At 67.5% G+C, this 14,672-nt stretch carries 11 protein-coding genes and 2 pseudogenes; 3 read left to right on the forward strand and 10 right to left on the reverse strand.

Annotated elements, in window-relative coordinates:
* Positions 1–80: 80 nt before the first annotated feature.
* Together OG735_RS37340 and OG735_RS37345 are read right to left on the reverse strand one after the other, a co-directional pair.
* Positions 81–1,106: a DUF5667 domain-containing protein gene (locus OG735_RS37340; RefSeq protein ID WP_442812641.1), complete on the reverse strand. Its 1,026-nt coding sequence runs from the start codon at positions 1,104–1,106 to the stop codon at positions 81–83.
* A 251-nt stretch (positions 1,107–1,357) separates the two neighbouring features.
* Positions 1,358–1,906, reverse strand: coding sequence for an RNA polymerase sigma factor (locus OG735_RS37345; RefSeq protein WP_327327577.1), 549 nt, complete (start codon positions 1,904–1,906; stop codon positions 1,358–1,360).
* A gap of 767 nt (positions 1,907–2,673) precedes the next feature.
* Here OG735_RS37345 and OG735_RS37350 point away from each other — a divergent pair.
* Together OG735_RS37350 and fxsT are read left to right on the forward strand one after the other, a co-directional pair.
* The gene (locus OG735_RS37350; protein ID WP_327327578.1) at positions 2,674–3,057 is read left to right on the forward strand and encodes a toll/interleukin-1 receptor domain-containing protein; all 384 of its coding nucleotides are present in this window, start codon (positions 2,674–2,676) and stop codon (positions 3,055–3,057) included.
* On the forward strand, positions 3,054–6,917 hold the full coding sequence (gene fxsT, locus OG735_RS37355) for an FxSxx-COOH system tetratricopeptide repeat protein (protein WP_327327579.1): 3,864 nt from the start codon (positions 3,054–3,056) through the stop codon (positions 6,915–6,917). Before OG735_RS37350 ends, fxsT begins: the two co-directional genes overlap by 4 nt.
* A gap of 298 nt (positions 6,918–7,215) precedes the next feature.
* Here fxsT and OG735_RS37360 read toward each other — a convergent pair.
* The 3 genes and pseudogenes from OG735_RS37360 to OG735_RS37370 form a co-directional block, all read right to left on the reverse strand.
* A pseudogene (locus OG735_RS37360) lies at positions 7,216–7,461 on the reverse strand (glycosyltransferase); the annotation flags it as partial.
* A gap of 6 nt (positions 7,462–7,467) precedes the next feature.
* Complete coding sequence (gene helR, locus OG735_RS37365; protein ID WP_327327580.1) at positions 7,468–9,618, reverse strand: RNA polymerase recycling motor ATPase HelR; 2,151 nt, start codon at positions 9,616–9,618, stop codon at positions 7,468–7,470.
* 712 nt (positions 9,619–10,330) lie between these two features.
* Entirely contained in the window at positions 10,331–10,978 is a 648-nt protein-coding gene (locus OG735_RS37370) for a LysE family translocator (RefSeq protein ID WP_327327581.1), read from the reverse strand.
* Between the two features lie 82 nt (positions 10,979–11,060).
* On the opposite strand from OG735_RS37370, the gene OG735_RS37375 reads away from it, so the two are divergent.
* Positions 11,061–11,771, forward strand: a complete 711-nt coding sequence (locus OG735_RS37375) for an MOSC domain-containing protein (RefSeq protein ID WP_327327582.1) — start codon at positions 11,061–11,063, stop codon at positions 11,769–11,771.
* A gap of 444 nt (positions 11,772–12,215) precedes the next feature.
* Here the strand turns inward: OG735_RS37375 and OG735_RS37380 are convergent, their stop codons facing one another.
* The 5 genes and pseudogenes from OG735_RS37380 to OG735_RS37400 all read right to left on the reverse strand — a co-directional run.
* On the reverse strand, positions 12,216–12,557 hold the full coding sequence (locus OG735_RS37380) for an agmatine deiminase family protein (RefSeq protein WP_327327583.1): 342 nt from the start codon (positions 12,555–12,557) through the stop codon (positions 12,216–12,218).
* 213 nt (positions 12,558–12,770) lie between these two features.
* On the reverse strand, positions 12,771–12,923 hold the full coding sequence (locus tag OG735_RS37385; RefSeq protein ID WP_327327584.1) for a hypothetical protein: 153 nt from the start codon (positions 12,921–12,923) through the stop codon (positions 12,771–12,773).
* Between the two features lie 222 nt (positions 12,924–13,145).
* Positions 13,146–13,604 (reverse strand): pyridoxamine 5'-phosphate oxidase family protein, encoded by a 459-nt coding sequence (locus OG735_RS37390; RefSeq protein ID WP_327327585.1) that lies wholly within the window; start codon positions 13,602–13,604, stop codon positions 13,146–13,148.
* Between the two features lie 316 nt (positions 13,605–13,920).
* On the reverse strand, positions 13,921–14,031 hold the full coding sequence (locus OG735_RS37395) for an NUDIX domain-containing protein (RefSeq protein ID WP_327327586.1): 111 nt from the start codon (positions 14,029–14,031) through the stop codon (positions 13,921–13,923).
* A gap of 295 nt (positions 14,032–14,326) precedes the next feature.
* Positions 14,327–14,611 (reverse strand): annotated as a pseudogene (locus tag OG735_RS37400) (class I SAM-dependent methyltransferase); the annotation flags it as partial.
* Positions 14,612–14,672 lie beyond the last annotated feature (61 nt).

Genomic DNA, 14,672 nt, shown 5'->3' on the forward strand with positions numbered 1-14,672 from the left:
CGCTGGTCAGCACGATTTCCGGAGTGTGCCGGCACAAGGGCCGCTGTGGCCGGGTTGTGGGCACAACCCCGCCGCAGGGCTCAGCTGTCGCTGTCGGGCTCCTCGCTGAGGCCGAGGCCCGGGAGAAATCCTGGCAGGAGCGGGGGGAGAGAGGAGTCGGGGGAGCCGGGGGAGGGGGGTGCGGGCGGTTGTGTGCCCTTTCCTGAGTGGTTGGCGCTGCCCGAGCCGTCCCGTCTGTCACCGGGGCGGGAGCCGTCCGCGGGGGGCAGCAGCCTCCTCAGCGGGCGCACTTCCTGCTCTATGGCGTCGAAGACGGCGGTGACCTTGTCGCTGACATCGTCCAGCTTCGCCGGCAGCCGCTCACGCAGCTCGGACCAGCCCTTGCGGTGGTCGGCCGAGAAAGCGGAGAGCGCTTCGACCGGCTGCAGGGAGCCGTCCCGGTAAAAGACGGTGCTGAGCAGCCGGTGGCCTTTTGATGCCTGTTGCTGCAAGCCGGACAGGGCGCTTCGGATCTCGCTGAGCGACTCGTCGTCGAGCTCGCCGCCGCGGCTTCGCTCCATGAGATGGCGGGCTTCGTTGAGCCGGGTGGAGGCCAGGTCGAGGTAGAGCACACCGCGGTCGGCGCCGTCGTCGGCGAGGCCGAGCCGCAAGTCCTCCATGCCGCGTTTGAGGCCGTAAAGGGTGCCACCGGGGAGAGCGTCCGTACTCGCGGCGGAGGCGCCGCCGAAGGCGCCGGCCGCGACGCCGACGGAGAGGCCGCCGGCGGCGAGACCGCGGGACCATCTGGAGCGGGGCCTGAGCTTGCCGAGGCCGCGTGCGGTGGCGCGCCGGGTGCCGCGACGGCCGTCACGGCGCTGGGAGGCCGTCAGAGTGCCGTCGGCGACCATGGCCTCCATGGCCGCAATCAGCTGGGCACGTTGCACGGTTCTGACCTCGGGGTCCAGGGTCGGCTGCGGCATGTCCTCCAAGGCGCTCGCCACGGCCAGGAGTCGTTCCAGCGCCCGACCTTCGTCGGCGGCGGTCGTGGGGGAGGCTTCGCCCTCAAGGGCATCCACGAAGGCATTAGCGCCACGACGCCGTTCCTGGACGAGGACGGCGCCCGCCACTTCCTCGAGCAGCGCGACCGTGGAGCGGAGCCGGTCACGCCGAGGAGCCACTGCCGACACGGATCGGGCAGGCTGCGGAACCATGGAAGGCCGCAATGCGGCCTGCTGTTTCACCCGCATGAGCATGGACGCCTGCGCCTCGGAGGTGAGCAACGTGGAGTTCGCGCGCAGATATGCCTCCGCCGCTGCGACGCGGTCCGCGATCGAAGCGGTCAGCAGGTCGTCGGGCTCTCCGTTGTGCATCTTCTCAGTCATCGGTCACCCTCCGCGCTCCGTTGCTTTGTGCGTGTGTTCCCGAAGATCTCCTGGAGTCGCCTGGTGGCCTTGGACAGGTGGGTGGACACTGTGCTCCGGCTGATGCCGAGTTGGTCGGCGATCTCGTCGGGTGTCCAATGCAGCATCCATCTCATAACGGCGATCTCGCGCTCACGCCCGCTGAGTTGTTGGAAGGCGTCCATGACCTCGTCATAGATGATCTTCATCTCCAGGGGGTCCTGGCTGGTCTCACGAGGCCAGGAGGCCACGAGTTCCTCCCGCAGTCGGGATTCCCTGTTCAGCATCCGATGGTGAGTGGCGACTCCGTTTCTGAGGATGGCGTACAGATATCCGCGCCGGTTCTCGATCTCGTCCCAGCGTTTGAAGATCTCGAGGAAGGCTTCTTCGACAATGTGCTCCGCGTCCGCGCCTGGTTCTCGGCACTGCACGTACAGCACAGCAGACGTGTAGCAGCTGTTGAAAAAGGCGTCGAACAGCGCTTCGGAACACTCGGCGTCTCGCTCGGCTGGACTTTCCTCGGTCACCGGCCGCCGCCCGCTTCGCCGGGGTCGGCATGGTTCCCCGACAGGCGTACGGTGGCGGCGCCGCAGCTGGGACGCCGCCGCCGTGGTCGGTGAACCCTCTCTGCGCGGGCGGCCCGAAGCCCGGGCGCGGCTACGGCCCGGCTCTGCGGTAGCCGGAGTTCCCACACGAGGCTCCTACCGCCGGCTGACCGGTGTTCCTCGCGGACTGTGCCGCCAGTGCGGGCGAGTTCCCGCAGGACGGCGCAGTTGAGCCGCTGACGGGAGCGGTCGCGGACCCACGCTCCGATCGCCCGCGAGTGAGCCAGCAGGCTGAACACCAGAATCGCGCTCGGGGCGAGATGGTGCACGATCGTCCATCCTTCAATGCGTTGGGAGGAGGTAACCCTGACGCATAGAAGAGGAACGGGGAGCCCGTAATGACGAGACCCTCATATTCGGAATAATGAACGATCTGTCACTCGGTCTCCTGATCCTGGGCCTCTTTGGGCGCGTTGACGGGGCGGCCCCCTCAACCAGCAAGAGGCGACCGCATCAGGGGGTCACGGCGTGCCCCAGTCGGGTTCCAGGCCGAAGGTCCCCGAACGGCTCACACCCGACACCTGGTCCGGGGGCGGTCCGGATCACGGGCCATCAGGAGGGCTGGCGCCCCCGCCGCTCGCTGCTGTTGCCCCTCGGGCACCTGCTGCGTACGACTTCACCGGTTCAAGCCGATCGGGCCGAGCCGCGAACGTACAATGCGGGCACGCGACGTGGCGAGGAGGGGTTACGTGCCTGGAGTCTTCATCAGTCACCGGTCGACCGATCTGACTCTGGCCGCAAAACTCTCGGCCGATCTCAGAGGCAGGGGCCACGACGTATGGCTCGACGACGAGAAGATCGAGGCCGGTGACTCGATCGTCAAGGCGATCGAAACAGGGCTGACGGATTCCACGTACGTCATCCTGTGCCTATCCAGCGAGGGCCCGAGCGAATGGACGGACCGGGAGTGGATGCCCACCCTGGCCAGACAGTTGAGCGGTCTGGGAGTCAGACTCCTGCCGGTCTTCCTGAGCGGTGGCACGCTTCCGACGATTCTCGCAGACATCAAATACGTGGACCTCACCCGCGAATGGGACCGGGGCATTGAACTTATCGACTCAGCCCTGAAGTGAACCGAACCGTCTACATCGTTTCGGATCCGCACGACAAGGACCGACCGCTCGAGCTGGCCGTCCCGCTCGAGACAGCGGGCTTCACAGTGGTGCACAACGAAGCCGTGGGAGTGGGCGAATCGCTGATCGGCAGAGCGACCCAGCATCTGCGGAGCGGCATTCCCATCGTCCTGTGCGCCACAGTCCACGCCGTAGCACGGCCCTGGTCCCGCAAGTTGGTGAATGCCGCCCATGCCATCGAGGGCGGCAAGGTTCTCGTCGTCGAGATGGACGCGGGCCTCTATCTCGACGATCTCTCGCTCAACACGGTCGTTGCCAGGTACCACGCGGATCCGGCCGGCGCACTGGAGGGGCTTGTCAAAGCCCTGAACGCCTATTTCCCAAATGTGGCCGAAGAGACCGAAAGGGCGGACGAGAAGGCAAACACGCCATCGGGCGAGGCAGTGGTGGATCATATGGACCGGATCACCTCGGCAACGACCCCGAGCATCGAGGCCTTGGCCGAATTTCGAGGTCAGTTACGCGAGGACATCGCCGCAGAGCATCCGCAGAGCCTCAGTGCCTGGGAATTCCTGCAACGAACTTCCCTGGTGAGAGACGGCAGACTGACAAAGATCGGTGTGCTGCTGGTCGGCGAGAATCCGGCGCAGATCATACCGAGCGCGGTCGTCGAATGCTGTGAGTACTACGGCAAGGACCGTAATGCCGCCTCGGCCAAGATCACCGTATTCGGGACACTGCAGCACCAGATCGTGCAGGTGAACAAGTACATCGCAGATCGGGTGCAGCGCGGTGAGGCACCATCGCCGACCGGTCCCTTCGCCGAGCCGGTGTACGCGTACCCGATGATTGCGGTGCGGGAGATCGTCGCCAATGCCGTCGCGCACCGTGACTACTCCGCCGTGACCTCCTGTATCCATGTACGACTCTTCGAGGGCCGGATGGAGATCACCAATCCGGGGACCTGGACGGGCCAGGAATTGGGAGGCGACGAAGCCCGACGAATCGACGGGCTTTCGGGCGAGTCCACACGGCGTAACTTCCGGCTGGCCAGCATGCTCACTTGGATTCGGCTGGTCGAGGGTGAGGGCAAAGGAATTCTCGCGGTGGTGGCGGACTGTGAGAACGTGGGAGCTCCGATCCCGACGGTCAAGGAATCGGACGGAATCATCACCGTCACCGTCTTCCCGCGTACCCACCAGCAAAGGTTCGCAGCGCGCAACGGATGGGTTCCCGCCACGGTCGCGGACGTCGCAGCTGCCCCGGGGATGGTCAACTTGCCCGGGCAGACCGCGCTGTTCATCGGCAGAGACGCGGAGTTTGCCGCGCTGGATTCGGCCCTGTCCGCTTCTCGTTCGGGCACCGCGGTGGTTCACGGGCTGGGGGGCGTCGGGAAGAGCACCTTCGCGGCCGCCTACGCGCTCCAGCGTTCCGACAGCTTCAACCCGGTGTGGTGGGTCGGCGCGGATTCCGCAGCGAGCGTGGAGTCCGGTCTTGCCGGGCTGACCACGGCCCTGCTCCCCGGGCAGACCTCCGGGGCGCCGCTCAAGGACCTCGCGGAATGGGCCACCGCCTGGCTCGCGGCGCACGACAACTGGCTCCTGATCCTCGACGACGTTAACGACTCGGCGGATATCCGGCCGCTGCTTGCGCGCCTTCCGAACGGCCGGCTGATCCTGACCAGCCGTCTCTCGGCCGGCTGGCACCGGGTCACCTCCACGGCACTGCGCCTGGACGTGCTCGAGCCGGTCGAAGCGGTCGGGCTTCTCGTGCGGATCGCGACCCAGGACCGGGAAGGCATCGATCTGGAAGGGGCAGAGGATCTCTGCGCCGAACTGGGCTACCTACCGCTGGCCGTTGAGCAGGCCGCCGCCTATCTCTCGCAGAGCGGGCTCACCGTCAGGGCCTATCAGTCCATGCTCGCCGCCTCACCGGCGCGCGTCTACGACATGGCCGCTGCCGGAGCGGACATGGCGCACACCATTGCCAGGACCTGGCGGCTCTCCCTCGACCGGCTCAGTCGGTCGCCTCTGGCAGGTCGGCTGCTGCGCATTCTGGCCTGGTACGGCTCCGGGTCGATTCCGCTCGCCCTGCTGGAAGGGCTCGAGGAGCCCGGTCTCGTCAGGGAGGCGGTTGGGGGCCTTGCCGCGTACAGCATGCTCTCCGTACGCAGTGACGGTGCCGTCTCGATGCACCCGCTGGTGCAGGCCCTTACCCGGACCCCCGACCCGGATGATCCGCACCGTGATGCCTCCGACATCGGCGCCGCACATGACGAGGCGATCCGGATCCTGCAGCGTGCCTTCCCCGAGAGCTCGCAGGATCCCGCCACCTGGGGCGAGTGGCGCGCGCTGCTGCCGCATTTCGCCGCCCTGGTCGCGCATACGCCGCCGGAGGAGGACACCCGCTACATTCTCCCCCTACTGATCGGCGCAGGAAGATTCCTGCAGAACCAGGGGGCCGTGGGCAGGGCCACCGACTACTTCGAGCGCGCCCTCGCGGGGGGCGAACGGCTGCTCGGCGCGGAGCACCCCGCCACGCTGGCATATCGCAATGACCTTGCCGGCGCCCACCGGGCAGCCGGCCGGCTGGAGCGTGCGATTCCGCTGCTGGAGTCGACGTTGGCGGACTATGTGCGCATCCTCGGCGAGGACCACCCCGACACTCTCGGCACGCGCAGTAACCTCGCGGGCGCTTACCGGGCCGCCGGGAATCTGGGCCGGGCCATTCCGCTCTTCGAGCAGACCGTCGCGAACCGCAGGCGAGTCCTCGGAGAGGACCATGCGAGCACCCTGGCCTCCCGCAACAATCTGGCTGGTGCCTATCAGGAGGCGGGCGACCTGGAGCGTGCGATTCCGCTGCTGGAGTCGACGCTGGCGGACTATGTGCGCATCCTCGGCGAGGACCACCCCGACACCCTCGCCGCCCACAGCAATCTCGCCGGAGTCCTTGAATCGCGGGGCGATCTCGAGCACGCTGTCCAGCTCTACGAGCGGGTACTCGCCGACCGCAAGCGGGTTCTGGGCCCGGATCATCCGGACACACTGGCCGTCTCCAACAACCTTGCCGGCGCGTATGAATCGCAGGGCGATGTGCAGCGAGCCGTCCGGCTCTACGAGCGGACACTAGGCGTGCGCACCGCTGTCCTCGGCGAAGATCATCCCGACACCCTCGCCTCCCGGAACAATCTCGCCGGCGCGTATGAAGCGGCAGGCGACATCGAAGCGGCGATCGCGCTGTACGAGAGGACTCTCGCCGACCATGAACGGCTCCTCGGCTCCGACCATCCGGACACACTGGCCGTGCGCAGCAATCTCGCAGGTTCGTACCGCATCGAAGGCGACAAGAGCCGTGCCACTCCGCTCTATGAACAGGCCCTCGCGGATTCCGTACGCGTCCTCGGAGAAGACCACCCTCGTACAGAGGCAATCCGCCGGGCGCTCGACCCGCCACCGGTGTCCGAAAGAGAGCTGGCCGATCGGGTCGCGGTCCTCCTGGAGCCGGGCGGGGCAGCAGGCGGGGCCGACCGGTCGTCCGCAGCTGGGCGCAGGCTCGGTCAAATTCGAGAGCTGGTGCACAACTCACTGCCCGACCATGCGCCCATGCGGAGACTGGAGGACTCGGTCGACCGCATCTCACGGCAGAGGGCGCTGAGTTTGGCCGCGAAGGCGATTGCTGAGGCGCTGCGGGCTGATGAGGGGCTCGCGGATCGCCTGCGCCGGCTGGTAGACGAGTTGGAGACGGTCGGGCAGGAATCCGGGGTGAGGGTCACTGCTTCGGGGGAAAGGTCGATCGCCATCGGCGGAAACAACGTGGGGATCATCAGCACCGGAGATTCGAACACCATCCACTGGGGCTGAAACCGCTCAAATGCCGGGCTGCCTCACCGACATGGGGTGTGACTGCCCGGCCTTCGTCTTCAGGGGTACGGGGCTACGCCTCGAGCCTGCGAAGTAACCCGCCGCCATGTCCTCGCCGCCGAACCCCTCCCGGAGGAGCGCGCCGCCGGCGTTGGCGATCACGCGGCGCCGCGCCGGGTGAGGCTCAGCCGGCCATTGGCCCGACTCGAACCCGATCCGCGTCGGGTCGTCCTACGAACACTCAGCCAAGATGGCGCAACCTGGTGGCACGCACGCCAGTCCCGGTCAAGGTCGCCACCAACGCCTGCTGGTTGGCCTCGCCGACTTGACGAAGCTGTCGTCCTGGTCGTCGATCAGGCCAGGTCGGCCCAGCCGCGGGAGACGAGTGGGCGGCGGCCCTGCGCGTGGACCGCCTCGATGGCCAAACGGGTGGCGTCCTTCGAGGTGCGCATGGGCATGGCATGCTGCCGAAGCCCACGTACACCGGTGGTGCGCCGGCGTCCAGGAACGCCACCAGCTCGGCCGGTAGCGGGCGTTCGTCCGGCCGACGTCAGGAGCTCGTGAGGACGACGAGTTGCTGGGTCGCTCGGGTCATCGCGACATAGCGGTCGACCGCTCCTTCGATGCCCTTGCCGAACGCCTCCGGGTCGATGAGGACGACCAGGTCGAACTCGAGCCCCTTCGACAGCTCCGGGGTCAGCGACCGGACGCGGGACGTCGCCCGGAACGTGGGATCGCCGATGACGCAGGCGATCCCCTCGGAATGTGCGGCGAGCCAGGTGTCGAGGATCGAGCCCAGATCCGAAGCAGGTCCGTGGACGACGGGGACGGCGCTGCTGCGGATGGAGGTCGGCACGTTGGCGTCCGGGAGCACGGCCCGGATGACCGGCTCGGCTTCCGCCATGATTTCTTCCGGCGTCCGGTAGTTGATGCTCAGGGAGGCCAGGTTGATCCGGTCGAGCCCGATCCGCTCGAGCCGTTCCTGCCAGGACTCCGTGAACCCGTGCCTGGCCTGGGCGCGGTCCCCGACGATGGTGAAGCTCCGGGACGGGCACCGGAGCAGCAACATCTGCCACTCCGCGTCGGTCAGTTCCTGGGCCTCGTCCACGACGATGTGCGCGAACGGGCCGGCGAGCAGGTCGGGTTCGGCGCCGGGCTGTGCGGTCTCGTCGACCAGGGTGTCCTGCAGGTCCCGTCCGTGCAGCATCCCCACCGCGCCTTCGCTCTCGTCGATCAGGATGTTCTGCAGGAGGCTGTCGATGACGTCGGCCCGGCGCGCGCGTTCGGCGGTGACGGAGGCCTCGTGCCGACGCTTGCGTACCGACGCCTCCGGGTCGCCGAGCCGCTGCCGAGCCGCGTCCAGGAGCGGCAGGTCGGACACCGTCCAGGCCTGGGCGTCCTCGCGCTGCAGCTGCCGTACGTCATCGAGGCTGAGCGAGGGAGCACACTTTCGCAGGTAGGCGGGTACCGACCACAGGTCGCCTACGAGGTCAGCCGCTTCGATCAGCGGCCACGCGCGGTCGAAGGCGGTGCGCAGCTCCCTGTTCTGCCCCAGGGACTTGCGGAGCAGGTCGGCCGAGACATCGCCGTCGTGCTTGTCCACCAGGATCGTGAGCAGCTCCTCCCAGATCTGGTCGCGCGCCTCGTTGTGCGGAGTACCGGGTGCTGCTTCGAACGCCACGGCCCAATCGCCGGCGCTCAACCAGATGTCGGACCAGTGGGTCGTGACCGTCATTCCCTTGGTGGGCGGTTCCTCGTAGAACCTGACGGCCGGCTCGATCGCCTTCACCAGGTCCGCGGAGGACTTCAGGAGCGCCACGTTCGGGTCGGCCTCGATCGCTGCTCCGGCACCCTCGGTGACGAGGTCCCGCAGGGTGCAGGTCTGCACGCCCTCCTCTCCGAGGCTGGGGAGGACGTCGGCGACGTAGGCCAGGTAGGGCCGGTGCGGGCCGACGAACAGCACGCCGCCCCGGCGGTGACCGAGGCGAGGGTCGGAGTGGAGGAGGTAGGCGGAGCGGTGCAGAGCGACGACGGTCTTCCCCGTACCCGGACCGCCGTCGACGACGAGAGCGCCGCGGGACCCCGCCCGGATGATGGCGTCCTGGTCGGCCTGGATGGTGCCGAGCACGTCTCGCATGCGTGGCGACCGGTTGCTGCCCAGGCTGGCGATGAAGGCGGACTGGTCGTCGAGCGCGGCGTGCCCGACAAACCCGTCCGAGGTGAACACCTCGTCCCAGTAGTCGCTGATCCGGCCGCGGGTCCAGCGGTACCTGCGGCGGCTTGCCAGACCCATCGGGTTGCCGTGGGTGGCTCCGAAGAACGGCTCGGCCGCGGGGGAGCGCCAGTCGACCACCAGCCGACGACCCGCGCTGTCCGTAAGGCCAAGTCGTCCGACGTACACGGGCTCGCGGTCGTCCGCGCCGACCATGTGTCCGAGGCACAGGTCCAGACCGAAGCGACGCAGCGCGCGCAGGCGAACGGTCAGCCGGTGAATCTCCGCATCCCGGTCCATCGCCTGCCGGCCAACGCCGCCGGGCGCCTTGAGCTCGGCATCGAGACGGTCGGACAGCTCGGCGATCGACTGCTCGAGGCACTCCGCGATGGCCGCGAAGTGCTGCTCATCGTCGGCGATCAGCGTCGGGTCGGCCTTGGGAGAGAGGTGGTCGGGAAGGTCAAACGCCCTGGTGGTCAGGGGGTTCACGTCATTGGCTCCGATCTGAGGTCACTTGCGACCATTGCGTACAGCAAGGCGTCCGGACCGGCGTCACGAACGATTCCGTAGATTCTGGCCTCGGCCGGAGAATTCTGCGGCACGACCGGGGTCTTGCCGCAAGCCCCCCGGTGCGCTATAAGTTAAAAGTGGCAAGGAGAGTGGGTACTCTCTTTGCCCTTTGTCGTCCGCTGGCTGTGGACGGACAACCTCCTTGGGAAGCGGCGGCGCGCCGCGTACGGCGGTACCGTCGGCCAGGAGGAACTCCCCTGGGCCTATGGAGCATTGCGTTTCTTGCGCGGTGAGTGTCACGGTCATCACTGGCGCACTCATCGGTATCCCGCTGCTCAATGGCCTGTGCCTGCTATGGGAGACCGCCTGAACCGCCGAGGTCGCCAGAGTCAGCCTTGGCCACGGTAACGAGCTCGGCCGCGACGCAACTGCGCGGGATCTACTGGCGCTTGTCGACGACCACAACATGCTCACCGACCCGTTGGCGGACGCCGATGGCGCGTCGAGCGCGGACCAGGCGTGGAAGTTCATGCTGCGGTACCGGCGATTAGTTGCCCTTCCAGGAGGACGTGTGGGCCAACCTCGCCCGCACCGCGGCGGTGCTGGAGTTCACCGCCTGCGACAAGCCGGCCGAGCCACTACTCCCAGGCTGGGATGCCGCGCTGCTGGGCTGCAGTCTGACCACGTACGTTCAGTCGCCGAGGGCGAGGTGGACGCCGAAGCCGGCTATGACCGTGCCGCTGATCCGGTCGAGGATCCGGCGTGCTGAGGGGCGCCGAAGGCTGCCGCGGAGCACCCGGGCGAATGCGATCAGTACGCCCGACCAGAGCGAGGCGAGCAGGATGTGCACGCAGGCCAGCAGGGTGCCGGTCGTCAGGTGCGGGGCGCCGGCCGGAATGAATTGCGGCAGGACAGCCATGTAGAAGGCGCCCACCTTGGGGTTGAGCAGGTTCGTCAGGGTGCCCCGGCGCCAGCCGCTTCCGAAGCTGCCGTCAGTATCCGGCTCGTGCGCAGCGTCGGCCTGAGCCGGATCCGCCCGAGCCCGTCGGCGCAGGGTCGATGCCAGGATCCCGCTTCCCATCCACACCAGATACGCGGCCCCTGCCCATCGGAGTATCGCGTAGGCGAGGTGTGAGGCGGTCAGTACAGCGGTGATGCCGAGCGAGCTGAGCACACCCCAGACCAGGGTTCCGGTCTGGATGCCGAGGACTACGCCCCAGGCGCGCCTGCGGTGACCCAGTGCAGCGGTGCGCAGTATGAGGGCGGTGTCGAGGCCAGGTATGAGCGTGAGGAGTCCCACGATCAGTGCGAAGGACCCCAGTGCGGAGGCAGTGATCATGAGTGGCCACTGTGATGCCGGAGCCGTCAACTTCCCATTTTCTGCCCGGAATCGGGCAGGGAACTCTTGTAACGTACGCTGAATGACGTGCACAGTAGGAACGGTCGAGCGCATCTGGCGGTATCCGATCAAGTCGACGGGAGGCGAACAGTTGCAGCAAGCGGATGTTGACACCCGCGGTCTCGTCGGCGACCGCCTGTTTGCGGTGCGCGACAGCAAGGGCAAGTTCGGCTCGGGGAAGAACACCCGACGATTCCGCCGCATGCCCGGCCTGCTGCAGTTGCGTTCCCGCTACCCGGACGGAACGGAGCAGCCCGAACTGCTGGATCCGCACGGCGTGACCGTTGCGGAGCCGACTGCCTACCTTCGCCGATATCTTGGCCGACACGACGTCGAACTGGCCCGCGAGGAAGCCATCTCCCACTTCGACCAGCTTCCTCTCAGCATCCTGACCACAGCCACCCTCGACTGGGTGCGCGCGGCCGTACCCGATGTTCCGGTTGACGAGCGGCGCTTCCGGCCGAATCTCCTGGTGCGGACCCCACCGGGTACCCGTCCGTTCGTCGAGGACGAGTGGTTCGGGTGCAAGGCGTGGATCGGCGGTGCCCTGCGCGTGGAGTTCGTGCGCTCCAGCGAACGGTGTGTCATGACCAATGAGGCCCAGCAGGATCTGCCTCATTCCCCGCTGGTGCTGCGAGCAATTGCGAAGGCACATCACGCCCGGCTGGATGCCCTGGCCATAGTGGTGGCGCCCGGCCCGGTGAGTTCCGGGGACGCTGTCGTTCTCATCTGACGAGGCCCATTGCCGCGCGGCGCACGTCACTTGTCAGTTCCGCACGACGCCAGGCCTGCAAAGTCAGCAACGGTGAGATGGATCTGGGACAGCGAGGGGGCCACGGCGGTGTGATCGTCGGGCCCCTCGTGTCGCCCTGGTTCAGGAGGCACTGGGCGGCGAGCAGCCCGCCGTACCGCCCAGGCGCGGAGAACCGACACTGGATGGCGACTGAACTGAGCGACGGCGGATTCGTATCGGAGAAATGTGCGGCCTTCACCTGGCCGTTGGCGAACGAGAACAAACGCCTCAACAAGCGCCTCAGTGCGGCCAGGGGCAAGGCACGGTTCGCCGACAAGCGCATCGCCGCGCTCGAAGCACATCGCCGAGCAGCTCGCTCCGCCGATCTCCGACTGACGTCGGATGCGGACCTCACGCCGCCGGCGCGCGTGTTGAACGGCAGTTTCAAACTGTGGGTTGTTGCTGGGTGGCGCAGTGGATGCCGCCGCCGCCTTCGGCGATGGTGTGGATCTCCAGCTGGACGACCTCGCGGTCGGGGTAGAGGTCGCTGATGAGAGCGGCAGCCTGGTTGTCGGCCTTTCGGTCGCCGAAGCGGGGCATGAGGACGGTGTCGTTGGCGATGTGGTCGGGCCCGCGGTCGAGAGCTTCGTCGAGTCGGCGGTCCGTACCGGCCGCAACCCGAGCGAGGATGAACCCTGCCAAAATGTTGGTTTCGAGCCTCTCCAACTCCGCGGCGGTGGTGGGTCGTCGGGCGTCACGGAGGTCTCGTACAACGGTCAGGCCCATGGGCTTCCCCCAGCGACTTCACGGGACGTGGGCGTCTCAGTAGGGCTGAGCCCTTCACGCTGGATGAAGATTCCTCGGACTTGGCAATGCTTCACCCGTGAGGGTGACCTGAGTGAAGGAGTCGCTGGCCAGGCACCCACGCACAGAGGTTTGTCGTTACGGTGCCGCGATGAACTCCGGAGAACTGACACATGAGTGCCAGGATGACGATCGTCAGCGCCCCGCGTGCCGGAGCCGCCGCTTCCTCCGCACGCTGCCGCGCAACTGCAACGCGATGGCCCGGGTGTAGCCGTGGATCTCCAGCGGGGCGACGAGGTAGCGGTCCTGGGCCGGTTGGCTGTCCAGGCGGGCGGAATGTCCCAGCAATGGTGGGCGATGAGGATTGCGTCGAAACCCGAGGTTGGGACGTGATCCGGGACGCCGAGCGCGCCGTCGCCGAGGACCACCTGCACCCGTCCGTGTCCGGTCTCGTGTGACTGAGCGCCTGAGTTGGTCATTGAGCGCTTCATCTCGCGACTCTGACGCTCAGCATCGGTATGCGCCCTCGAGGTCGGAGAAGAGACGCCTCACCAATACGACCTGAAGCCACTACCGCCACGCTCCGTCGCGCATGATGACTCTGCCGCGCAGTTCCGGCTCACCGCGCCAGGCGAGCACAGTCCTCGGAACCACGCGTATATACAGAAACGGGCCTTTCTCTGTACGCGGGTCCCACCGGAACTTGCCGGCGAACGCATCCGCGGCGTCCTCCTGCACGTCCCGGTCCGCGAAGCACTCCGCCTGCCCCTGCAGGAGCACCACATCGAAGGTGTCCGGCAGCGCCAGGCGCACGCGCGACTCCTTGCGCACGTTACGCGCGGTCACGGAGGTCTCGCCGGTGCACATCCACACCGCCCGCCCGTCCCACCAGAACCACAAAGGCACCTGGTGCGGGCCGTGATCTGGATGAGCCGTCGACACCCATATATCCCGTTCCCCGTCAAGCCGTTCCTGAGTGTCGCGCCTGCGCTCCAGCACATCACGACGAGCGATTCCCGTGGTCTGCATGAAAGCCGACCCTAACCAGCACCCCCGAAGTGCGTATGAGGCGCTGGTCCTCATCCCAGCGACCGACAAATACTCAGCCCGGCGCTCGGGGATGTGGCCAGCTGAGATGCTCAGACTGGCTTCCCGGACTTCGTCGAGGACGTGTGTGGCCGGGTGAAGATGGGCCCGAGGCAGCCCAGCGAGGCCAGGTCGTGCCATTCCCAACGGTCGAACAGCTTGGGCTCGCGCCGCCGGAGCGTGCCGTACCGGGCGGTGATGGCACGACGGCGGTAACGCGCGGCACGCCGTGGCTGTCGTCCAGCATCACGGCCAGCAGTCATGCGTCGTTGGCGTCGGCCAACAGCCTGGTTTCCTCATGCAGTTCGCGGACGGCCGCCGCCTCGGACGACTCGCCCTCGGTGGTCTTGCCACCGGGCAGCTCCCACATGCCGGTGGTGGAGTGCCCCCGGAAGGACACCGCCGCTGTCGTCGGTGACGTCGGCGAGGGCCCCGGTCTGGGCGTGCGAGCTGGGGGAGTGCTTCTTCACCGGCTCGGTATCGGTGTGGCAGGGCCCGCGCAGGACGAGCACGGCCATGCCGTCCGCCCCCAGCCGCAGTACCCGTCCCCAGCCGGCCGACAGCAAGCCGATCTCGGACTCGTCCAGCGCGATGTCGCGCTTGTCCTCGGACACGGCATCGGCGAGGGGAGTGATGACGACAACCGCGCCGCCACGGCGCAGCCGCAGCCCGAGGTCGTGCATGACCCGGGTGCGGTCGCGCAAGAACGGATACGCGAGCCGGAAGGTGATCAGGTCGTAGCCGTCGTTGCTGAGGTCATCGAGGTCGTCGCGCTCGATGTCCAGGTGCAGAAGCCGCACATCGCCCGGGCAGTCGGCGCCGGCCCGGGACAGGGCGCTGTCGGCGTAGTCCACCGCATCGACCGTGTACCCCACCGACCTTAGGAATACGGCGAGTTCACCCAGGCCGCAGCCGACATCCAGGGCCCGGCCACCGTGCGGGGCGGGCACATGCTCGGCGAGCAGGTCCCGTTCGGCATCTCCGAGCTGCCGGAAGCCCTTGCCTTCGGCG

It is taken from the genome of Streptomyces sp. NBC_01210 (assembly GCF_036010325.1).
Classification (GTDB): Bacteria; Actinomycetota; Actinomycetes; order Streptomycetales; family Streptomycetaceae; genus Streptomyces.

Bases quoted from the DNA above. Each gene is read 5' to 3' on its own strand.
- OG735_RS37390 (WP_327327585.1), bottom strand. From the start codon at position 13,604: ATGCAGACCACGGGAATCGCTCGTCGTGATGTGCTGGAGCGCAGGCGC.
- OG735_RS37375 (WP_327327582.1), top strand. From the start codon at position 11,061: ATGACGTGCACAGTAGGAACGGTCGAGCGCATCTGGCGGTATCCGATC.
- OG735_RS37380 (WP_327327583.1), bottom strand. From the start codon at position 12,557: ATGGGCCTGACCGTTGTACGAGACCTCCGTGACGCCCGACGACCCACC.
- OG735_RS37395 (WP_327327586.1), bottom strand. From the start codon at position 14,031: ATGTGGGAGCTGCCCGGTGGCAAGACCACCGAGGGCGAGTCGTCCGAG.
- OG735_RS37370 (WP_327327581.1), bottom strand. From the start codon at position 10,978: ATGATCACTGCCTCCGCACTGGGGTCCTTCGCACTGATCGTGGGACTC.